Source organism: Streptomyces sp. NPDC050211 (assembly GCF_040656035.1).
GTDB lineage: Bacteria > Actinomycetota > Actinomycetes > Streptomycetales > Streptomycetaceae > Streptomyces.
Map to the genome: position 1 here is coordinate 160,897 of NZ_JBFALC010000009.1, position 18,500 is coordinate 179,396.

The 18,500-nt window shown below is 69.1% G+C and carries 20 protein-coding genes and 4 pseudogenes; 9 read left to right on the forward strand and 15 right to left on the reverse strand.

Annotation, left to right across the window (positions count from 1 at the left end; translation table 11 throughout):
• Window positions 1–507 precede the first annotated feature (507 nt).
• Both AB0I98_RS12485 and AB0I98_RS12490 read right to left on the reverse strand, forming a co-directional pair.
• A complete protein-coding gene (locus AB0I98_RS12485) occupies window positions 508–1,620 on the reverse strand; it encodes an alkene reductase (protein ID WP_362939333.1) in 1,113 nt (370 codons plus the stop codon).
• Window positions 1,621–1,733: 113 nt separating this feature from the next.
• The gene (locus AB0I98_RS12490) at window positions 1,734–3,080 is read right to left on the reverse strand and encodes an aldehyde dehydrogenase family protein (protein WP_362939336.1); all 1,347 of its coding nucleotides are present in this window, start codon (window positions 3,078–3,080) and stop codon (window positions 1,734–1,736) included.
• A 173-nt stretch (window positions 3,081–3,253) separates the two neighbouring features.
• Between AB0I98_RS12490 and AB0I98_RS12495 the strand changes: the two genes are divergently transcribed.
• Entirely contained in the window at window positions 3,254–4,177 is a 924-nt protein-coding gene (locus AB0I98_RS12495) for a helix-turn-helix transcriptional regulator (protein WP_362939339.1), read from the forward strand.
• A gap of 203 nt (window positions 4,178–4,380) precedes the next feature.
• On the opposite strand, the gene AB0I98_RS12500 is transcribed toward AB0I98_RS12495, so the two are convergent.
• Entirely contained in the window at window positions 4,381–4,989 is a 609-nt protein-coding gene (locus tag AB0I98_RS12500) for a TetR/AcrR family transcriptional regulator (RefSeq protein ID WP_362939342.1), read from the reverse strand.
• 88 nt (window positions 4,990–5,077) lie between these two features.
• Here AB0I98_RS12500 and AB0I98_RS12505 point away from each other — a divergent pair, with 88 nt between their 5' ends.
• Window positions 5,078–5,797 (forward strand): SDR family NAD(P)-dependent oxidoreductase, encoded by a 720-nt coding sequence (locus AB0I98_RS12505; RefSeq protein WP_362939345.1) that lies wholly within the window; start codon window positions 5,078–5,080, stop codon window positions 5,795–5,797.
• Window positions 5,798–5,891: 94 nt separating this feature from the next.
• Here the strand turns inward: AB0I98_RS12505 and AB0I98_RS12510 are convergent.
• Window positions 5,892–6,152: pseudogene (locus AB0I98_RS12510) on the reverse strand (transposase); the annotation flags it as partial.
• Between the two features lie 136 nt (window positions 6,153–6,288).
• Between AB0I98_RS12510 and AB0I98_RS12515 the strand changes: the two are divergent.
• Together AB0I98_RS12515 and AB0I98_RS12520 are read left to right on the forward strand one after the other, a co-directional pair.
• Window positions 6,289–6,738 carry a hypothetical protein gene (locus AB0I98_RS12515; protein ID WP_362939348.1) on the forward strand — a complete coding sequence of 150 codons (450 nt, stop codon included), beginning with the start codon at window positions 6,289–6,291 and terminating at the stop codon, window positions 6,736–6,738.
• Between the two features lie 108 nt (window positions 6,739–6,846).
• Window positions 6,847–7,056: a hypothetical protein gene (locus AB0I98_RS12520; RefSeq protein ID WP_362939351.1), complete on the forward strand. Its 210-nt coding sequence runs from the start codon at window positions 6,847–6,849 to the stop codon at window positions 7,054–7,056.
• A gap of 254 nt (window positions 7,057–7,310) precedes the next feature.
• Here the strand turns inward: AB0I98_RS12520 and AB0I98_RS12525 are convergent, their stop codons facing one another.
• The 4 genes from AB0I98_RS12525 to AB0I98_RS12540 all read right to left on the reverse strand — a co-directional run bounded on the left by AB0I98_RS12525 (window position 7,311) and on the right by AB0I98_RS12540 (window position 11,390).
• Window positions 7,311–8,273 carry a sugar phosphate isomerase/epimerase gene (locus tag AB0I98_RS12525; RefSeq protein ID WP_362939354.1) on the reverse strand — a complete coding sequence of 321 codons (963 nt, stop codon included), beginning with the start codon at window positions 8,271–8,273 and terminating at the stop codon, window positions 7,311–7,313.
• Window positions 8,274–8,347: 74 nt separating this feature from the next.
• Window positions 8,348–9,367 carry a Gfo/Idh/MocA family oxidoreductase gene (locus AB0I98_RS12530; RefSeq protein WP_362939357.1) on the reverse strand — a complete coding sequence of 340 codons (1,020 nt, stop codon included), beginning with the start codon at window positions 9,365–9,367 and terminating at the stop codon, window positions 8,348–8,350.
• Between the two features lie 100 nt (window positions 9,368–9,467).
• Window positions 9,468–10,487, reverse strand: a complete 1,020-nt coding sequence (locus AB0I98_RS12535) for a sugar ABC transporter substrate-binding protein (protein ID WP_362939360.1) — start codon at window positions 10,485–10,487, stop codon at window positions 9,468–9,470.
• 120 nt (window positions 10,488–10,607) lie between these two features.
• Window positions 10,608–11,390 (reverse strand): TIM barrel protein, encoded by a 783-nt coding sequence (locus tag AB0I98_RS12540; protein ID WP_362939363.1) that lies wholly within the window; start codon window positions 11,388–11,390, stop codon window positions 10,608–10,610.
• Between the two features lie 182 nt (window positions 11,391–11,572).
• On the opposite strand from AB0I98_RS12540, the gene AB0I98_RS12545 reads away from it, so the two are divergent.
• Both AB0I98_RS12545 and AB0I98_RS12550 read left to right on the forward strand, forming a co-directional pair.
• Complete coding sequence (locus AB0I98_RS12545; protein WP_362939366.1) at window positions 11,573–12,607, forward strand: LacI family DNA-binding transcriptional regulator; 1,035 nt, start codon at window positions 11,573–11,575, stop codon at window positions 12,605–12,607.
• On the forward strand, window positions 12,595–12,792 hold the full coding sequence (locus AB0I98_RS12550; protein WP_362939369.1) for a hypothetical protein: 198 nt from the start codon (window positions 12,595–12,597) through the stop codon (window positions 12,790–12,792). Before AB0I98_RS12545 ends, AB0I98_RS12550 begins: the two co-directional genes overlap by 13 nt.
• 496 nt (window positions 12,793–13,288) lie before the next feature.
• On the opposite strand, the gene AB0I98_RS12555 is transcribed toward AB0I98_RS12550, so the two are convergent.
• Together AB0I98_RS12555 and AB0I98_RS12560 are read right to left on the reverse strand one after the other, a co-directional pair.
• On the reverse strand, window positions 13,289–13,534 hold the full coding sequence (locus AB0I98_RS12555; RefSeq protein WP_362939372.1) for a hypothetical protein: 246 nt from the start codon (window positions 13,532–13,534) through the stop codon (window positions 13,289–13,291).
• A gap of 67 nt (window positions 13,535–13,601) precedes the next feature.
• A pseudogene (locus AB0I98_RS12560) lies at window positions 13,602–13,763 on the reverse strand (SDR family oxidoreductase); the annotation flags it as partial.
• On the opposite strand from AB0I98_RS12560, the pseudogene AB0I98_RS12565 reads away from it, so the two are divergent.
• A pseudogene (locus AB0I98_RS12565) lies at window positions 13,764–13,995 on the forward strand (transcriptional regulator); the annotation flags it as partial.
• Here the strand turns inward: AB0I98_RS12565 and AB0I98_RS12570 are convergent.
• Together AB0I98_RS12570 and AB0I98_RS12575 are read right to left on the reverse strand one after the other, a co-directional pair.
• Window positions 13,982–14,389, reverse strand: a complete 408-nt coding sequence (locus AB0I98_RS12570; protein WP_362939375.1) for a PIN domain-containing protein — start codon at window positions 14,387–14,389, stop codon at window positions 13,982–13,984. The pseudogene AB0I98_RS12565 and the gene AB0I98_RS12570 sit on opposite strands and share 14 nt — an antisense overlap.
• Window positions 14,386–14,661: a hypothetical protein gene (locus tag AB0I98_RS12575; protein ID WP_030222583.1), complete on the reverse strand. Its 276-nt coding sequence runs from the start codon at window positions 14,659–14,661 to the stop codon at window positions 14,386–14,388. Before AB0I98_RS12575 ends, AB0I98_RS12570 begins: the two co-directional genes overlap by 4 nt.
• A 255-nt stretch (window positions 14,662–14,916) precedes the next feature.
• Here AB0I98_RS12575 and AB0I98_RS12580 point away from each other — a divergent pair, with 255 nt between their 5' ends.
• Both AB0I98_RS12580 and AB0I98_RS12585 read left to right on the forward strand, forming a co-directional pair.
• Window positions 14,917–15,234, forward strand: coding sequence for a type II toxin-antitoxin system prevent-host-death family antitoxin (locus tag AB0I98_RS12580; protein WP_362939378.1), 318 nt, complete (start codon window positions 14,917–14,919; stop codon window positions 15,232–15,234).
• Window positions 15,200–15,318 (forward strand): annotated as a pseudogene (locus tag AB0I98_RS12585) (Txe/YoeB family addiction module toxin); the annotation flags it as partial. The gene AB0I98_RS12580 and the pseudogene AB0I98_RS12585, both read left to right, overlap by 35 nt.
• A gap of 29 nt (window positions 15,319–15,347) precedes the next feature.
• Here AB0I98_RS12585 and AB0I98_RS12590 read toward each other — a convergent pair.
• From AB0I98_RS12590 to AB0I98_RS12600, 3 genes are read right to left on the reverse strand one after another with little or no spacing between them, the layout of a single operon-like run.
• On the reverse strand, window positions 15,348–16,538 hold the full coding sequence (locus AB0I98_RS12590; protein ID WP_362939381.1) for a low temperature requirement protein A: 1,191 nt from the start codon (window positions 16,536–16,538) through the stop codon (window positions 15,348–15,350).
• 59 nt (window positions 16,539–16,597) lie between these two features.
• Window positions 16,598–17,560, reverse strand: a complete 963-nt coding sequence (locus AB0I98_RS12595; RefSeq protein WP_362939384.1) for an LLM class F420-dependent oxidoreductase — start codon at window positions 17,558–17,560, stop codon at window positions 16,598–16,600.
• On the reverse strand, window positions 17,557–18,342 hold the full coding sequence (locus AB0I98_RS12600) for an ABC transporter ATP-binding protein (RefSeq protein WP_362939387.1): 786 nt from the start codon (window positions 18,340–18,342) through the stop codon (window positions 17,557–17,559). Before AB0I98_RS12600 ends, AB0I98_RS12595 begins: the two co-directional genes overlap by 4 nt.
• Between the last annotated feature and the right edge of the window lie 158 nt (window positions 18,343–18,500).

Genomic DNA, 18,500 nt, shown 5'->3' on the forward strand with positions numbered 1-18,500 from the left:
TGGGATAGCTGACCCCTCGTCACCTGTCATCACCCCTGCTCATCCCTACCGTGCTGGGATCGTGCTGGGATGGGACGAGAACGCCCGTGCTGGATTTCGGACAGTGATCTGCCAGGTGCGCGGGGCGGGTGCTTAGAGGCTCCGTCTGCACGCTTTCTTCACGGCTTCGTGGCCCTCTGCGGAAACAAATCTGCGCCCGCCCGACGTTGGCAGTACCGCGCCTACCAGCGGCTGCGGAACTTCGCCTGCCTCAAAACTGTCATAGGCGTCAGCTGTGGCCGAAGGCCGCCGCGGGGGCGACGCACAAGAGCGATGTGCTCGACGAGGTCACCGAACGCAGGCCGACCAGGAACCTGCGGACCGTCAAGGCCCTGACGGACCCGACGGTCCTCGAGCCAGTGATCGCCGGTGTGACCGCGGGCTCAAAGAGGCGGGCACAGTGTCGCCGGTCGGGCGCCTGTCCATGGGTGAGTGGGGTTGCCGCATGGACAGGCGTGACTGTGGGCCTCAGGCCGCTTCGAGGAAGGGGTAGTCGGTGTAGCCCTCGGCGCCCGGCCCGTAGAACAGTTCCGGCCGCGGCTCGTTCTCCGGGTGGCCACCCTGCCAGCGCTCGACCAGGTCAGGGTTGGCGATGAGGGACCGGCCCACGGCCACGGCTTCGGCGTGGCCGGCCTCGATCTGCTGGAGCGCCTGCTCGCGGGTCGTCTGCCCGCCGAGGGGGCCGTTGTTGACGATCAGCTTGCCGTCGAAGCGCCGCCGCAGCTCCTGTACCAGGTCTCCGCCCGGCTCGACGTGCAGTACGGAGAGGTAGGCCAGGCCCAGCGGGCGCAGCTGGTCCAGCAGGGTGCCGTAGGTGGCCAGGACGTCGTCCCGGTCGGTCTCGAAGACGTCCCCGAGGTCGACCTCGGGCGAGATCCGCAGCCCGACCCGCTCGGCACCGACGGCCTGGGCGACCGCCGTGACGACCTCGACGACGAAGCGGGCGCGGTTGTGCGGCGAGCCGCCGTATCCATCGGTGCGCTGGTTGGCCGCCGGGGAGAGGAACTCCTGGAGCAGGTAGCCGTTGGCGCCGTGGATTTCCACGCCGTCCGCTCCCGCGTCGATGGCCCGGCGGGCCGCGGCGGCGAAGTCGTCCACGGCGGTCCGGATCTCTGCGGTGGTCATCGCTTCCGGTACGGGGTAGGGCTGCTCGCCCTTCTCGGTGAACGTCTTGTTGTCGATGGCGATCGCGCTGGGGGCGAGGATGCGGCGGCCGCCGTTGATGTCGGGGTGGGTGCCGCGGCCGGCGTGCATGATCTGCAGGACGATGCGGCCGCCCTCGGCGTGCACCGCCTCGAACACCCGCTGCCAGCCGGCCGCCTGCTCGTCGGTGGCGATGCCCGGCTCACCGACGTACCCCTGCGAGGCGTGGTCGGGGTAGGTGCCCTCGGTGATGATCATTCCGACGCTCGCCCGCTGCCGGTAGTACTCGACCATCAGGTCCCCGGGGATGCCGGAGGAACCGGCCCGGACCCGGGTCAGCGGTGCCATGACGATGCGGTTGGCGAGCTCGATCTTCCCGAGAGAGACGGGGGAGAAAAGTGATGGGACGGGCGAAACTTCTGAAGTGTTGACAGGCATGGGTTGCTTTCTTTCTGCACTACGGAGGAAAACGGGATGAAGGTCTGCGACGCAGGGGGTCCACGCTGTCCCGGTGGATCGGGGCGTGGGTGGTGTCGGCAGAAGGCGCACGGCTAGCCGAGCGGTACGTCCGCGACACCCTTGAGGTGGCTGAACGTCTCGAGGGAGTACCGGCCGTGGTATCGGCCCATGCCGCTTTCGCCGACGCCGCCGAAAGGCAGGCCGGGCATGAGCAGTTGCATCACCGGCTGGCCCCAGGCGACGCCGCCGGAGGACGTCTCGTTCAAGAGGCGCGACTTGGTGGCCTCGGACGTGGTGAAGGCGTAGAGCGCGAGGGGCTTGTCGCGTTCGTTGATGAAGGCGATGGCGGCATCGAGGTCTTCGACTTCGACGACGGCGAGGATCGGACCGAAGATCTCCTCCTGCATGACCGGCGATGCGGGGTCGACATCGGTGAGCACGGTCGGTGCGATGAACAGGTCGTCGCGGTCGTGCTGGCCTCCCACCGCCGCCCTGCCGGAGTCCAGCAGACGGGTGAGCCGGTCGAAGTGCCGCTCGTTGATGATCCGGCCGAAGCCGGCTGAGGTCTGCGGGCTGGTGCCGAACTGGGCTTCGACCGCCGTGCGCAGGGCGGGGACCAGTGCGGCTGCGGTGGCAGGATCGGCCAGAACGTAGTCGGGGGCTATGCACTGCTGCCCCGCGTTGCCGAACTTGGCCCCGACCAGCCGCTTCGCGGTCTCGTCCACGTCGGCGTCAGGTGCCACGAAGACGGGTGACTTGCCCCCGAGTTCAAGCGTGACCGGGGTGAGGTGCTTGGCGGCTGCGGCCATGACGATCCGGCCGACGGTGCCATTGCCGGTGTAGAAGATGTGGTCGAAACGCTGTGCCAGGAGGGCCGTGGTCTCCTCGGCGCCCCCCTCGACGACGGTGAGCACGTCAGGGTCGAAGTACTGCCGCAGGAGGCGTGAAGCGACCGCCGATGTGTGCACCGAGATCTCGCTCGGCTTGGCCACGACGGTGTTCCCGGCGGCCAGTGCGCCGATGATGGGGTCGATGAGAAGGTGCAGCGGGAAATTCCACGGGGCGATCACCAGGACGACCCCGAGCGGGTCGTACGTGGTGTAGGCCGTGGTCGTGGGACCGAAGTGGGCGGGAACCTCCACTGGGCGAGGCTGAAGCCAGCTCTCGAGATTCGCCAGCGTCTCGTCGATGTCAGCAACGGTGAAGTCGATCTCCTGCGTCTTCGCCTCGGCGGGGTTCTTCCTCAGATCCGCCCAGAGCGCTTCGATCAGCTCTTGCTCGTTCTCGACCAGCAGTGCCCGCAGCCGTTGCAGCTGGTTGACGCGCCAGTCCAGTCCGCGGGTGACGCCGGTGTTGAACGTCGCACGAAGGCGGCCGACCACCTCCGCGGCCGTTTCGCTCTGACGCGTCCTCGACTCGGTCCCCTGTGTTGCGGTCATGGGGTGTACTCCGTTCCTGATGCAAGCCACGCCCCGGCTGCCTTCCAGCCAGGCACAGTGGCCAGCGTGCTGGACGATCCGGTATTCACCCAGGTCACGGCTTTGTGTACATCCGCTGTGCCTACCACTGACTGGTGCAGGCTCGTGTGCGTCCGACCGGGGATACTCGAGGCATGGACGAATACCCCGAACCGGTGCGCGAGCCCGCCGACGGCGCTCTGGACCCGCGTGCCGAGCTCAGTGAGTTCTTGCGCACCCGGAGGGCCCGGCTGAAGCCGGAGGACGTGGGCCTGCCGGACTTCGGGCGGCACCGGCGGGTGCCGGGGCTGCGCCGCGAGGAGCTGGCGCAGCTGGCCGGGGTGTCGGTGGGGTACTACACGCGCCTGGAGCAGGGCAACGGGCGGCACGTGTCGGCGGAGGTCCTCGACGCCATCGCCCGCGCGCTCAGGCTGAGCGACGCAGAGCACGCCCACCTCACACACCTGGCGAAGCCGAAACAGCAGAAGAAGAAGCCGGCCGGCCGCACCCAGCGGGTGCGGGGCCCCCTGCGGACGCTGCTGGACACCATGGAAGGCGGCCCGGCGATCCTCGTGGGGCGGCGCGGGGACATCCTCGCCTGGAACCGGATGGCCGCGGCGGTCTTCGGCGACTGGGCCGAGCTGCCCGCGCAGGAGCGGAACTGGGCGCGGCTGGTGTTCCTCAGGCCCGAGTACCGCGACCTGTTCGTGGACTGGGAGCACAAAGCGAACGACGTCGTCTCTCAGCTGCGTATGGACGCCGGCTCCCATCCCAACGACCGCCGGCTGTCCGCGCTGGTGGGCGAACTCTCCGTGAAGAGCGAGGAGTTCCGGCGGCTGTGGGCCGCCCACGACGTCAAGGACAAGTGCCACGGCATCCAGCGCCTGCACCACCCGCTCGTCGGCGAACTCGATCTGCGCCTCGAGTCGTTCCACCTGGCCGACGACCACGAACAGACGCTGGCGACGTACCACGCCGAACCCGGTTCCCCGTCCGCGGAAGCACTGCGACTGCTGGCCAGCTGGGGCACCGACGCGACAAGGGCGGGAGCCGGGATGCCGCCGGCACGCACGGCTTGATGAACAGTTGATCATCGGTAGTGGCTGCGCGCCTCGGCCCCGGCACAGGCTGTCTCGCCAGCCCCCGTCGCAGCGTCGGCATCCCGCGCCCCCTCGGAACCGCCCGCTACCGCCGCACCCGCAGCTCCTCCGCCCGTCACGCCGGCCTCGCGCGAACCACGGAAAACCGAAGTACGTGCGCAGATCCCGGGCTGACTGACTGACTACGGCTTTGGCCAGCTGCCCAACGCGAGGTTCGCGACTTGCAGCAGCTCAGGGCGGGAACTACCACTCGCGGCCTGGACGGCAATCCCATTGGCGACTGTTCTCAGGTAGAGCGCGAGAAGATGAGGATCTGTGGAAGGCGGAAGGTCACCGGCGTCCACCGCCTGTTGAAACCGGCGCGTCAAGTGGGCTATCCCATCCTCACGCCATGCGATGAGTGCGTCTCGGACTGGGCGGCTCTCATCCCCGGTGGCCAACGCACCGTGCACGCCAAGACAGCCCGTGGGCAGTCCCGGCATGGTTGCCGCCTCGACCGTCCCGTGGAGCACGGCAGTAGCCACTGCTGCACTTGTGGGCTCTGCCAGAGCTCGGCCGAAGTAGGCGGTCAAGCCCTCGGTGTACCGCTCCAGCGCCTTGTAGAAGAGGTCTTCTTTGCTGCCGAACGCCCTGTACAGGCCGGGGCGGCTGATACCCATCGCCTCGGTGAGGTCGTCAAGGCTGGCGCCCTCGAAACCCTTTGACCAGAACACCAGGACTGCACGATCGAGTGCCTCGTCGATGTCGAACGCGCGAGGCCTGCCGGGAGGGACCGGTGTCGTCGAGGTCATTTCTTCATCCTACTCCTTTGGTACCGATCGGTACGGGTGTGCTAACGTGTTTCGTACCAATCGGTACGCTAAACAGAGAGGTGGCGTCGTGTCACAGACCGTACTCATCACTGGCGGAACCTCAGGCATCGGCCTGAGCCTCGCGCAGTCCTTCATGGAGGCCGGGGTGTCCGTCGTCGTCTGCGGGCGTTCGCAGGCTGCGCTCGACCGATTCGCGCAGGCACACCCGCAGGCGCTGGCCGTGCGGGCCGATGTGACGGACGCAGCTGATCGGGCAGCGTTGCTGCAAGCAGTCGCTGATCGCTTCGGGCGTCTGGACGTGTTGGTCAACAACGCCGGTACGTTCGAGGAACGAGGCTATGCAGCCGGCAAGAACCCCAATGCGACTCTCGATGCCGAGGTGGCGCTGAACCTCACCGCCCCCATCCACTTGACGGGTGAAGTGCTGGAGCGATGGCCAGAGCCCGACGCGCTCGTATTCATCACCTCGGGGTTCGCTCTGGTCTCGCCCACTCGCGCGCCTACCCACGGCGCGGTGAAGGCCGGCCTACACGGCTTTGCGGATGGCTTGCGCCGTCAACTCGCCCCGCAGGGCACCCATGTCCTTGAGGTCCTCCCACCGTCCACGGACACGCCCATGAACGCCGAAGCCACCGGGAAGAAGCTGACTCCCGAGCAGGTGGCGGCGGTCACGATGAAGGCTCTTCGGCGGGGGCGGAACATGGCGTTCCCCGGTCAGACGAAAGTCATGCCCGCCATGCTGCGCATCGCGCCGGGCATACTACGACGCGTCGTCGCCGCGCTCTGAACCCCATAGAAAACCCTTCCCCAGCAACACCTCACCGAGCGGGCCGAGTGGGCTCCCGTCTCCCGCGAAGCCGAAGGCAAGTAGCCGTTTCGACCTAGGGCCAATGCCGTGACTCTGTTGGTGATCTTGCCGGGGTCAGCTGGGGGCGGTGCAGAGGGCGGGGAAGTGGCTTGGTGCCCGCCGGGGGGCGGGTCGGTTCGGCGATCCAGTCGGCGATGCGGGTGACGTTGCAGACCAGTGCGGTCAGGACGTGCCCGATATGCGTTTTCGGCGGGCCTCGGTAGCGGGTTCGGCGCAGGCCGCAGGCGCGGACGTGCTGGGAGGGGGTGGCTTCGATCCCGGCGCGGACCGCGTACCGGCGTCATTGTTGATCAACGTACTTGAACTACCTGGGGGAGCCGTTCGACGCCGTGTTTGCGGACCAGGTCGAATTCCCTTCCCGCCACCTCCTGAACAACTGACCGGCCCGTTCCGGATTGAAAGGATTCTCCATGTCCAAATTCCCCCTCCACCTGGTTCCTTCCCGCAGAGCGCTGACGACCGGGCGCTTCATCGTCGCGGCCACCCACTTGTTCACCCCGCGGCTGGCCGCGCGGGTTTTCCAGCTCACCGCTAGCGGTACCCCCGCGATCCCCTATTCGCGGATGTTCGCGATCCGCAACGCTGCTCTCGGGCTTGGACTGCAACGGATGGACGGTCTCACCCGGCCCCAGCAGCAGCAGTTTCTTGCGGTGAACATCGTCATGGACTCGGTCGATGCCGCCGCTTTCCTGGCCGCGGGCCTGCGGGGCGACGTCAGCCGTAAGTCGACCATGCTGTCCGCCGCCGTGGCTCTTTCGGCAGTTGTGGCCGGTACCACGGCCCTCATCGAGCACAAGCAAGCGGCCGCCCAAGAAACAGAGCCGACAGCGACGGCGCCATCGGACAGTAACTGGGAGTGACCGCACCGGCGTGGCACCGCAGCTGATCCACCCGGGCTGCCCGCCGTCCGGGCGGCGCCGGCGGATCTCACCGCCCGGCTGGGGGAACTCGACGCGGAGAGCGAGAACTTGCGCATCACCCGCAAGACCCTCCTCGACATCCCCGCACCGGCCCCCACCGACGAACCGGCCCGACCCGACGTCCCGGACCACCCGGCCTACCAGCAGATCCTCGCCACCGTCGCCGACACCGGAAAGCCGCTGCGTGCCCGCGACCTCTGCCAGGCCTCGACCTGCCCATCGTCCCGAAGAACACCGAAGGCATCCGCTCCAAGCTGAAACGCCTGGTCACACGGGGCATCCTCACCGAACCCGAGCCCGGCCTGTTCGCTCAGCCCTGCCCCTGACCGTCCACCCGCCCCGCCGACCAGGGCTCCTCACCCAGGCCCAACCCCGAAACGGACATCAGCTCACATCCCGCACTCTCAGTTCCTCATGCTCGGCTGTGGTCAATCCGTCGTCCCGCTCGCCGCGGTCGACCTCGGCCTGGCGGACCCAGCCGCGGAACTTGTTTCCGTGCGGCTTCGGACGGCTCAGATCTCCTGGGGCTTGTAGGAGCTGGGGTCGCGCAGGATGACGCGGCGCAGGAGATCGACGGTTTTGGTGACGCCCTCGACGGGGGCCACAAGAACGTCCTCGTGCTCGATGCTCAGGACGTCGTCGTAGCCGGCTCGGCGCAGGGCGAGGCAGAAAGCGCGCCAGAAGGCGTCGTCGTGGCCGTAGCCGAGGGTGACGTAGTTCCAGGAGCGTTCCTTGGCGGCCATGACCGGCAGCGTCTCCAGCCTGCTGGTCAGCGCCTGCCGGGTGGGTTCCAGCCGGGTGTCCTTGGCGTGCACGTGGTAGATCGCCTCGCCCAGGGCCTCGATGGCGGCCAGCGGGTCGGCACCCATCCACATCAGGTGACTGGGGTCGAAGTTGGCCCCGACCACGGGCCCGACCTCCTCGCGCAGGCGCAGGAGGGTGGGGACGTTGTAGACCGCCTGGTGGGCGTGCATCTCCAGAGCGAGTTTGGGTACGCCCCGGTCACGGGAGTGGGCGACAAGGTCTCGCCAGTACGGGAGTACGACCTCGGACCATTGCCAGTCGAGGATCTGTGTGGTCTCCGGCGGCCAGGAGACCGTGATCCAGTTGGGGTTGGCGTCGCCCGGCCCGCCCGGCAGCCCGGACATCATCACCACGCGGTCGACGCCGAGGAGCGGGGCGAGAGCGATCGTCCTGCGCGCGACCTGGTCGTGCTCGCGGCCGCTGGGCCCGGGGTGCAGGGGGTTGCCTGAGCAGGTGAGGGCGCTGATCGTGAGCCCTCGGTCGGCGACCTTGGCCAGCAGTTCGCGGCGCGCGCCGTCGCTGTCGAGAAGCCGGTCGATGTCGATGTGCGGGGCCGTGGACCAGGCGCCGGTGGCGAACTCCACGTGGTCCAGGCCGAGTTCGGCGGCCAGGTCCAGGGTCTCGTCGAGCGTGAGCTGCCCGACGCTGTCGGTGTTGAGACCGATCTTCATGATGCGTCCCGTCTGCGGTGTGGTCGGGCGGGGAGCGGTCGTTCCCCGCTGGTTCGGTGTGCCGGCGATAGGGGTCAGATGTAGAGGGCTGGGCGCTCGGCCAGTTCCACCTCGACGCGGCGGCCCTCGGTCTGGGCGCGGATGCCCGCCTCGCAGACCGCGGCCACGGCGTAGCCGTCCCAGGCGCTGGGGCCGGTGACCTCGCCGCGCCGGGTGGCGTCGACCCATGCCTGGACCTCGCGGTCGTACGCTTCCTCGAACCGCTCGACGAAGCCGGGGGTGACCGTGCCGCCCCAGCGTCCGCCGGTGCTGACGAGCATGTCGTGCCGGTCTCCGACGCGGGCGGTGCCGTGCTCGCACACCGCCTCGGCCTGGACCTGGTAGCCGTAGCGGGCGTTGACGTAGATCTCGACGTCGACGAGGGCGCCGCCGTCGGTTTCGAAGACGACGAACTGGGGATCGGCCAGTCCTTGGGGTGCGTTGCCGGAGGGCCGCGGCCGCATGACGGTGACGGAGGTGATCTCCTGGCCGAGCAGCCAGCGGGTGACGTCCATCTCGTGGGTGACGGAGTCGTTGATGAGCATGGCGCTGGTGAAGTCCGGCGGGCAGGACGGGTTGCGGTGCCGGTTGTGCAGCATCAGCGGCCGGCCCAGTTCCCCGCTGTCCAGCAGCGCTTTGAGCTTGAGGTACTCGTGGTCGTAGCGGCGCATGAAGCCCACCTGCACCCGGCGGTGCCCGAGGCGTTGCTCGGCCTCCAGCACACGCAGGGCGGAGGCGGCGTCGGGGGTGAGGGGCTTCTCGCACAGGACGGGCAGGTCGTGCGCGAACGCGGTGAGCAGGGCCGCCTCGTGGGCGATGCCCGGGGAGGCGAGCAGCACCGCGTCGACGTCGGGTGAGGCCATCGCTTCGGCGACGTCGCCGTAGGCCGCGCATCCGTCGACGTTGGCGGCGACCGTCTTGGCGCGATCGATGTCGACGTCGACGACGGCGGCCACATGGGCGCCGCTGGTCACCTCGCTGATCCGGCGTACATGGTCGGCGCCCATGCGGCCGGCGCCGATCACGGCGACTCCAAGGGAGGTGTGGTGGGTCATGTGGTTCCTTGCCTTGGGGGGGTTGGGGGGGGCGGCGGTGACGGTCAGCAGTGGGCCGGCCGGACCCACACGGGTCCGGCCGTGACCCGGGTCGTACGCGTCACCGTGTTCCCTTGGCGGCGAACGCGGCGACGGCGGCGACGTTGGACTTGTCGACGAAGGCCGGGCCTGTCAACACGGGCGCGACGCCGCCGCCGCTGTAGTTGCCGTTGTTCTTGTAGAGCCAGAGGGAGTCGACCGCCAGGTAGCCCTGCAGGTAGGGCTGCTGGTCGACGGCGAACTGGATGCTGCCGTCCTGGATGGCCTTCACGAGTTCCTTGTTGAGGTCGAAGGTGGCGACCTTGGCCTTGCTGCCGCCGTCGGACACCGCCTGCGTGGCGGTCAGCGCGACCGGGGCGGCGAGGGTGACGACGTAGTCGATGGAGGGGTCCTGCTTGAGCTTGGCGGTGATGGTCGACTGCACGGACGGCATGTCGGCGCCGTTGACGAACAGGTTTTCCGTCGTGCCCGAGAAGCCCTTCTTGACGCCCGCGCAGCGTGCCTCGAGGGCGACCTGGCCCTGTTCCTGAATGACACAGGCGACCTTCTTGGCACCGAGGGAACTCAGCTTCTTCCCGACCGCCTCGCCCGCGACGGTCTCGTCCTGGCCGAAGTACTGGAGCAGGCCCTGCTTCTTCCAGTCGTCCACACCGGAGTTGAAGCCGACCACGGGTATACCGGCCTGCACGGCCTTGGCCACGGTGCCCTTCATGGCATCGGGCTTGGCGAGGGTGACGGCGATGCCGTCGACCTTCTGGTCGATCGCGTTCTGGAGCAGGTTGGCCTGGTTACCCCCGTTCGGGTCGGAGGAGTAGATCAGCTTGACGTTGTCCTTCGCAGCGGCGGCCTGGGCGCCCTTGCGGATGGTGTCCCAGAACGTGTCACCGGGGACGGCGTGCGTGATCATCGCGATGGTCATGCGGGGCGTGGTGGCCTTGCCGGCAGAGACGCCACCGGCGCTCTCCTCCGACTTCTTGCCGCCCGAACTGCTGGAGCAGCCGGCGACCGTGAGGACGGTACTGGCGGTCAGGGCCACCAGGACGGTGAATCTGCGGGAGCGGGAGGAAAGCGAGCGGTTCATTTCGGCACCTCACTGTGCTGACTTGCGGGAAGGGGTGATCCACCGGCGGGACGCGACACATCCCGTTGCGGGTCGGGCGGGGAGCTGTTGAGCGGCCGGCTCTGCGGCTCGGGATGGGGATCAGACGGTGAACGCGGCGCGAAACCGCTCCATGGCGGTGTGACTGTCGCCGGAGGGCCATGCCTCCAAGGCGACCGTGCCGTCGTAACCGAGGTCGGTAAGGGCGCGGGCGACGGCCGGATAGTTGATCTCTCCGGTGCCGGGTTCACGGCGGCCGGGCACGTCGGCGACCTGGATCTCTCCGATCAGGCCGGCGCTGTGCGCGCGGCGGACAAGCTCGATGAGGTTTCCCTCGCCGATCTGGGCGTGGTACAGGTCCAGATTCATCCGCAGGCCGGGCCGATCGACTGCCGCGACCAGAGCCAAGGTGTCGTCGGCCCGCGCGAACGGGACACCGGGGTGGTCGACGGCGGTGTTGAGGTTCTCCAGGGTGAAGGTGACGCCCGCGCTTTCGCCCAGTTCGGCCAGGCGGGTGAGCGTGCGGTGGGCGGTGATCCACATTTCGCCGGTGGCCTCGCCGGTCACCGGCACCACGGGCAGGCCCTCGCCGTCCAGGCCGGTGCCGTGCAGGTTGAGCCAGGGGCAGCCGAGATGCTCGGCGGCCTTGATCGACTCCTCGGCTGTGCGCAGGAGTTCGGCTGCGCCGTCCGGGTCGGTCAGGGTGCCGCGGATGTAGCCGGTCATCGAGGAGAACTCTGCGGAGGTCTGGGCCAGTGCGTTCAGGTCGTGCCGGGTCCAGTCCCAGATCTCCACCTGGAAGCCGGCCTCGTGGATGCGCCGGGCCCGCTCCTCGATCGGCAGGTCGCCGTAGACCATCTCGGCACAGACCGCCAACGTGTACATCTCAACTCCAGACTTATAACGTTCTAAGAGAACAGGAGCAGTACGCCAGGCACCGGGCAAGCCTGTCAAGGGTTTGTGCGGACATTTGATTCATAACGTTCTAACAACGTTGACCAGTGCGTGCCCTGCTTGGCCCGGTCTACGATCACCTCGGAGAAGACCCTCGATCAGGAAGGCCGACGGTGCCATCGCGCTCTGCCGCCCGGGACGGAAAGCGGCCGACGCTCAGCGACCTCGCGGCGCGGGCAGGTGTCTCCGTGCCGCTTGCTTCCATGGTCATGCGCGGTGCCAAGGGGCCCAGCGCGGCGAGTCGCGAGCGGGTACTACGGGCCGCGCAGGAGATCGGCTACCGGCCGGACAGCAGGGCACGCCTCCTGCGCAGCAGCCGCTCGCACCTGGTGGGAGTGCAGTTCGACCTGCGACAGCCCTTCCACGCCGACATGGTTGAGGCGCTGTACGCCGCGGCGGGGACGGCCGGCTATCAGATCGCGCTCAGCGCCGTGGCCGCGAGCCGCAGCGAACAGGAGGCGGTGGAGACGCTGCTTGCCGACCGGTGCGAGGCGTTGATCCTGCTCAGCCCCCATGCCCCGGCGGCCCGGCTGGCAGAACTCGCGGCGCAGCTGCCCGTCGTCTCCGTGGCCCGCCGGCTGCGCCCGCTCGCCGACGGCGTCGACGTCGTCCGCGCGGCCGACGACGAGGGCGCCCGACAGGCGGTCGACCACCTCGTGGCACTGGGCCATCGCGACATCGTCCACATCGACGGGGGCAGGGCACCGGGCGCGGCGGACCGGCGCCGCGGCTACAAGTCGGCCATGAAGGACCACGGCCTCACCGACCGCGTCCGCCTCGTGCCGGGCGGGCTGACCGAGGACCACGGCGCGGCAGCCGCACGAACACTCCTTGCCGAGGCGGCCCGCCCCACCGCCGTCCTCGCCTTCAACGACCACTGCGCGATCGGCGTCCTCGACACCTTCCTGCGCGCCCGTATCCCTGTGCCCGACGAGATCTCGGTCGTCGGCTTCGACGACAGCCACCTCGCCCGCCTCGCCCACGTCCAACTCACCACGGTCGGGCAAGAAGCCCGCCAGCTGGCGCGCCGGGCCGTGAGCCGGGTCGTCGCCCGGCTGGAGGGTGGGGCGACGGACGACGAACGAGAAGTCGTCGTCACACCACACCTCGTCATACGAAGCACCACCAGGGCACCTTGCCGCTCCTGACCCGCGCTGCTCCACGTCGCGGCTCGATCTGGTCGAAGTTCCACCCGCCCCCATGGGACCACCCGCGGCTGCCCGCCGAGGAACCCGCCTCCATCCAGGCGGACGCGCGAGCGGTGTCGGCGAAGAGCACGACGGTGCCGGCCTTGACGGGCACCCGGCTCACTCAGTCGCCGACCACGGCGTGACGACACCTCGCAGATCAAGAACTACAGCTGCCGTGTCTGACCGGCTCGGTGCCGGGAGGCATAGTGCACTGCGTGTCCGCGTACGAACGCCGGCCTCGCGAGTCTCACAGACATCTACCGGACGGGGTGAGAGCCGATTCCCGGAGTTGCGTGGGTGGAGGATGTCCTGGGAAGCGTTTGCCGCGAGGCGAGTTAAATGAGCGGCTTCTCGCGCTCTCGATGGTGGCGCAGGCCCTCGGAGGTTACGAAAGGAAGCGGCTCGGCAACGTCCGCGGCATGGTCCAGTCGGGACAGCAGTTCAGCCGCTCCTTCACCGGTCGAGCCGCCTGAGCTCATCCCGGGCGCTGGCGTACCACCCGGCGCCGAATCCACACCGTCACCTGCAGACTCACCGGTCCGTCATCGGCGCGGATCGGACAGTGGGCCGCGGCGCGGTGGCCGGGGTCTTGGAAGACCTGCTCGGCGACCGGCTGGGTGGACCCGGTGACGTGCACGACTATCCGGTCGGTTGGGTAGTCGCAGGGCGGTAGTCGGCGTCGGATGCGGCGCTCCACGCGGCATCGGACTGGTCGACACCCCGGACTGTGACGTTGCTGTCCCGGTCTCCGGTGCCCTTCGCATCGGGGCCGGTGTCGGCGGCGTAGGCGATCGCGGCGAAGGGTGCGGCGCCGGCACCGATGAGCAGGGCCGGGCGGAACGGGAGGCGCCGACGTCGGTACGGCAGCGGGTTCGGGTGGTTCATGTGGTCCTTCACGTGAGGGGTGCGGGGGCGTGCGCCGCGGGTGTCCGCGCGGCGCAATGGCGGGTGGTCACTGGGCGACGTAGCCGCCATCGACGGGCAGGGCGATGCCGGTGACGTAGCCGACGCCGCCGGGGCTGCTCAGCCACAGGACGGCCTGGGCGATCTCATCGGTGGTTCCGAGCCGGTCGATGGCCTGGCCCGCTTCGGCCTGGCGGCGGTCGAGTTCGCCGCCCACGACGTCCGCCACCGCGGCACCGGGGTGAAGCGCTTCCACCACGCGACGGTCGGCGAGTTCACCCTTGCCTTCGAGGGCCTGGAGATGGCCGCCGAACCCGGCCTCACCCTCACCATCTACACGGCTGAACCGGGCACGCCCTCCGAGGAGGGGCCCGCGCCTGCTCGCTTCCTGCGCCGCCACCCAGGGGGCCACCGCACCCGCGCGCTCGGTCAGACGTCCTTGATCTGTACGCGGTCGCCGCACAGTTTCGACCAGTCGTCGCGGTCCGAGGTCAGTGCGAGGACGGGTGCCGGGGAGCGGAGTGCCATCGCTGCGACGAGGGCGTCGATGGCGTACTTGTGGCCGTGCAGACCGCCGGCGTCGCTCAGCAGCTGCACCGCGGTGAGGCTGTCCGCCTGGGTGACGTCCTGGACCTGAAGGCGGGAGAGCACCCAGTGCAGCCGGGCGGTGTCCGTCTTCCCGTAGACGGCCTCCACCACCGTCAGGGCCGACACGAGGACCGGCACGCCTACGCGCCGAGCGGCTTCGATGCGGGTGATCATTTGGCGATCGTTGCGCAGGAGCAGCGACAGTGCCTGGGAGTCGAGTACCAGGGACCTGGCCGCGGGTTCCTTCATGCGGCGCTGTCGTTAGACGCGTAGGGCGCCGGTGCGTCACCGAACAGTTCGCGCTGCGCGGCCTGAACTTCGGCCTCGCTCAGCGGTTCGTGCTCGGCTTCGTAGGCGGCCACGATTTCCGCGAGGCCGTCCATGGCGAGCTGGTGCCGAACCGCCGCCGTCACGTACGCGGACACGCCGCGCTTGCCGGTACGGGTGCGCAGAGCGCCGAGGAGTTCCGAGGGCATCGAGACGGAGATGTTCTCCGTGCCGCCGGGGCGGGGTGACTTCATGAGGTCAGTCTAGTACAGGAACTATTACAGCGCTGGGGGTGCTGTGCAGCCTGCATCGGTGGCGCATAGTCTTGGCGTCCCGGATCTTCTTGTACTTTGTTGCTGCTCCCGTGCTGGGACGGTGCTGGGATGCGCCCGCATACCTGCAGGTCAGAGCCTTGTGGTGGAGTTCCGCTTCAACGTGTGAGCGGGCGAAGGTGTCGAGGCGGCCGTGAGTGGTGCGTTATGTGGCCACTTGGTGTAGAGAGTCGTCTCATGTCGATAACTGCGAGCGAAGCCCGCAAGGCCCTCATTCCGCTGATCAAGAAGGTCAACGACGATCACGAGGCCATCGAGATCGTCTCCAAGCACGGCACTGCCGTGCTTGTCTCGGCCGAGGACTACGCGGCGCTGCGCGAGGGCGCGTTCCTGCTGCGCTCGCCGGCGAACGCACGCCGACTCCTCACGGCGTACGAGAACGCCCTGGGGAACATCAATGTGTCGGAGCGCGAGCTGATCGATCCGGACGCGGCGGGCCCGGCTGCGGGTGCCGCGTGGGCGGATCGACAAGCTCATCGTGGACGTCAGGCGTGATCCCTTCACGGGTTGGGCAAGCCTGAGCCACTCAAGTACCACTTGCCCGGGGCCTGGTCGAGGCGGGTCGATGACGAGCACCGTGCCGCCTGCTGCGTGCGTGCGGGCGGGCCTCAAGCAGGTTTGTGTACGGCCCCCGTCCGAGCATGTCCCAGCGCCGTCACCCCGCCCGCCAGCAAGCCCAACGCCACGAGCGAAGGAATCAGGGTGACCAGCGGGCCCGCCGCCAGGCAGACCGCGGCCGCGATGAAGAGTGCCGGGGAACGGCGGTTCGACGTGCGGAGCACGATGAGGGCCGCGGCCAGGAGGAACAGGCCGACGCCTCCGGGGAGGGCCCAGGCGACCACGCCGTGCAGGGGCTCGGTCAGGTCGTAGTGGTCCGTGTCGGCGATCTGCTGGAGGGTCTTCTTCATGCCGAGGGCCGTGATGACCACGCCCGCCACCAGCGGAAGGTGGAGGAAGGTGTACACGTCGCGGGCGAGGCGGGTGCGGTCGTCGGCGGTCAGCGTCGTCAGGCGGTGTTCGGCGGCGTCGGCGACCTGGTGGAAGTACAGGTGCCACAGGCCCGCGGACAGGAACAGGCCGACGGCCGCGGCACCGACGGTCGGGCCGCTCAGGGGGAAACCGGTCACGCCGACGCCGATGGCCACGATCGACTCGCCCAGGGCGATGATCACGATCAGCCCGTGGCGTTCCGCGAAGTGGCCGGGGGAGGACACCCGCCAGCCGGACTTGCCCGTGACGAAGATGGCCAGGTAGTCGACGGCCACCGCCGCCAGCCAGATCAGGATCTGGGGTACGCCCGTGAAGGCCGTGCCGAGCAGGAGCAGGGCGAAGGGCGGGGCCACCGAGAGGAGGGCCGTACGGCGCAGGACGCGGTGCAGGGCCTGGTCGGTGGGGTCGGAGAGCCAGTACGTGACGAGGTGCAGGATGCGGACGGTGCCGTAGCAGAGGACGAAGAGCAACGGGGTCGGCAGGCCGCCGGGGGCGTCGGAATAGACCTCGGGGACCGCCAGGGAGACGATCAGGACGACCGCCATCACGGCCACCAGCACCGCGAACATCGCGCTCGAATCGGCGCGCACCACGTTGCCCAGCCAGGCGAAGCAGCACCAGCACCACCACAGAAGCGCCAGTACGACCACTCCGCCGAGCAGGCGCAGCGGGCTCGGGGCGGCCGCCATCAGGGCGGTGACCTGGGTGATGGCGTACACGAAGACCAGGTCGAAGAAGAGCTCCGCCGGTGTCACCCGGTGGCCGCCCTCCGTCGCCACCAACCGGGCACGTTCGCTGTTCGTCGCCACAGCACCCCCAACTGCCCCTGCACAGCGCGCCCTTACGCCCGCTGCCCCCATGCGGAACCCTACACACGGGGCATGGGGTCCAGCTGCGGGAGCACCTCACTCGCGATGAGTTCCAGGTGGTCGAGGTCGCGGAAGTCGGTCAGACGCAGATGGATCCGGTTCGCGCCGATCGCGGAGAACTCGCCGAGCCGCTGCACGAGTTGGGCCGGAGATCCGATCACCGGGTCCTCCGGTGGCAGCGCGCTCTTGACGTGCAGCGGGGCGGCCCGCCACTGCGCCTCCGCGTCGGTACGGCCGATCGCGGCCACGACCCCCGCCGAGAGCACCAGCGGTGGCCGGCCGGCGCCGGCCCGGCCGGTCCGTTCGCAGGCCTCGGCGACCCGTCGGTACGCCCGCGCCGTCTCGGCCACCGACTTGAAGGGCATGTTGAACTCGTCGGCGTACCGGGCGGCCAGGTCGGGGGTGCGCTGGGGGCCGCGGCCCCCGACGATGATCGGCGGGGCCGGCATCTGCACGGGCTTCGGCAGGGCGGGCGCGTCGATCAGCTGGTAGTGGGTGCCGCGGTGAGTGAAGCTCTCGCCGACCGGTGTCCGCCACAGTCCGGTGATCACCGCCAGCTGCTCCTCCAGCCGGTCGAAGCGCTCCCGGACGGGCGGGAACGGGATGCCGTACGAGGTGTGCTCCCGTTCGTACCAACCGGCGCCGAGGCCGAGTTCGACCCGTCCGCCGCTCATCTGGTCGACCTGCGCCACCATCACGGCGAGCGGGCCGGGCAGCCGGAAGGTGGCCGAGGTGACCAGGGTGCCGAGCCGGATACGGGAGGTCTCCCGGGCGAGCGCGGCCAGTGTGAGCCAGGCGTCGGTGGGGCCGGGCAGCCCGGGATCGGTGCCCATCGCCTGGTAGTGGTCGGCCCGGAAGAAGCCCTCGAATCCGCCGGCCTCGACGAGCTTTACGAAGCGCAGCTGGTCGTCGTAGTCGGCGCCGCGGTGCGGCTCGGTGAAGACGCAGATCCGCAGGGTCATCGCCCCTCCGTTTCGGCCGGCGTGGGCACGTCCCGCTCCATCAGCAGCTCCTGCAGATCGGCGGTGCACCGGGCCACTTCGTCGAGATAGGCGGTACGGCCCAATGTCCTCGGCCGCGGGATGCCGATGTCGATGACCTTGCGGATACGGCCCGGGCGCGGGGTGAGCACCACCACCCGGTCGGCGAGCAGCACGGCCTCGTCTATCGAGTGGGTGACGAAGACGACGGTGGCGGAGCTCTCGATGTGGATGCGTTGCAGCTCCACCGCGAGTTCCGCGCGGGTCAGCGCGTCGAGTGCGGAGAACGGCTCGTCCATCAGCAGCACCCGGGGCTCGCCCATCAACGACCGGCACAGGGACACACGTTGCTGCATCCCGCCGGAGAGCTCGTGCGGCCGGTGCTTCTCGAAGCCGCTCAACCCGGCCGTCTCCAGCAGTTGGTACGCCCGGTCGCGGTGCTCGGCCTTGTTCCAGCCGAAGATCTCCACGGGCAGCAGGACGTTGTCGAGGACGGACCGCCAGGGCAGCAGGGCCGGCCGCTGGAACAGCATGGCGACATCCCGCCGGGCTCCGGTGACCCGCTCCCCGCCGATGGTGATCTCGCCCTCGGTGACCGGCAGCAGCCCGGCGATCAGCCGCAGCAGGGTGGACTTGCCGCACCCGGACCGCCCCACCACCGCCACGAACTCACCCTCGGCGATGTGCAGATCGATGCCTTGAAGCGCGACCGTCGAACCGGACCGACTGGTGAAGCTCCGGGACACACCGGTGAGTCTGATCATCCGGCGGTCTCCCCATCCCTGGCGACCGCGCTATCCCTGGCGATCGCAATGCCGGCCGGTTCGTGACGCCCGGTCAGGCTACCCGGGACGGGCCGCCCGGCGGTACCTGTCGTCCTGCCGGTGAATCCGGTGAATTCCGCACGCCCGGTTCCACAACT

Excerpts from the sequence above, each read along its gene's own strand:
- AB0I98_RS12485 (WP_362939333.1), bottom strand. The coding sequence starts at position 1,620 with ATGCCTGTCAACACTTCAGAAGTTTCGCCCGTCCCATCACTTTTCTCC.
- AB0I98_RS12490 (WP_362939336.1), bottom strand. The coding sequence starts at position 3,080 with ATGACCGCAACACAGGGGACCGAGTCGAGGACGCGTCAGAGCGAAACG.
- AB0I98_RS12495 (WP_362939339.1), top strand. The coding sequence starts at position 3,254 with ATGGACGAATACCCCGAACCGGTGCGCGAGCCCGCCGACGGCGCTCTG.
- AB0I98_RS12500 (WP_362939342.1), bottom strand. The coding sequence starts at position 4,989 with ATGACCTCGACGACACCGGTCCCTCCCGGCAGGCCTCGCGCGTTCGAC.
- AB0I98_RS12515 (WP_362939348.1), top strand. The coding sequence starts at position 6,289 with ATGTCCAAATTCCCCCTCCACCTGGTTCCTTCCCGCAGAGCGCTGACG.
- AB0I98_RS12525 (WP_362939354.1), bottom strand. The coding sequence starts at position 8,273 with ATGAAGATCGGTCTCAACACCGACAGCGTCGGGCAGCTCACGCTCGAC.
- AB0I98_RS12530 (WP_362939357.1), bottom strand. The coding sequence starts at position 9,367 with ATGACCCACCACACCTCCCTTGGAGTCGCCGTGATCGGCGCCGGCCGC.
- AB0I98_RS12535 (WP_362939360.1), bottom strand. The coding sequence starts at position 10,487 with ATGAACCGCTCGCTTTCCTCCCGCTCCCGCAGATTCACCGTCCTGGTG.
- AB0I98_RS12540 (WP_362939363.1), bottom strand. The coding sequence starts at position 11,390 with ATGTACACGTTGGCGGTCTGTGCCGAGATGGTCTACGGCGACCTGCCG.
- AB0I98_RS12555 (WP_362939372.1), bottom strand. The coding sequence starts at position 13,534 with ATGAACCACCCGAACCCGCTGCCGTACCGACGTCGGCGCCTCCCGTTC.
- AB0I98_RS12570 (WP_362939375.1), bottom strand. The coding sequence starts at position 14,389 with ATGAAGGAACCCGCGGCCAGGTCCCTGGTACTCGACTCCCAGGCACTG.
- AB0I98_RS12575 (WP_030222583.1), bottom strand. The coding sequence starts at position 14,661 with ATGAAGTCACCCCGCCCCGGCGGCACGGAGAACATCTCCGTCTCGATG.
- AB0I98_RS12580 (WP_362939378.1), top strand. The coding sequence starts at position 14,917 with ATGTCGATAACTGCGAGCGAAGCCCGCAAGGCCCTCATTCCGCTGATC.
- AB0I98_RS12595 (WP_362939384.1), bottom strand. The coding sequence starts at position 17,560 with ATGACCCTGCGGATCTGCGTCTTCACCGAGCCGCACCGCGGCGCCGAC.
- AB0I98_RS12600 (WP_362939387.1), bottom strand. The coding sequence starts at position 18,342 with ATGATCAGACTCACCGGTGTGTCCCGGAGCTTCACCAGTCGGTCCGGT.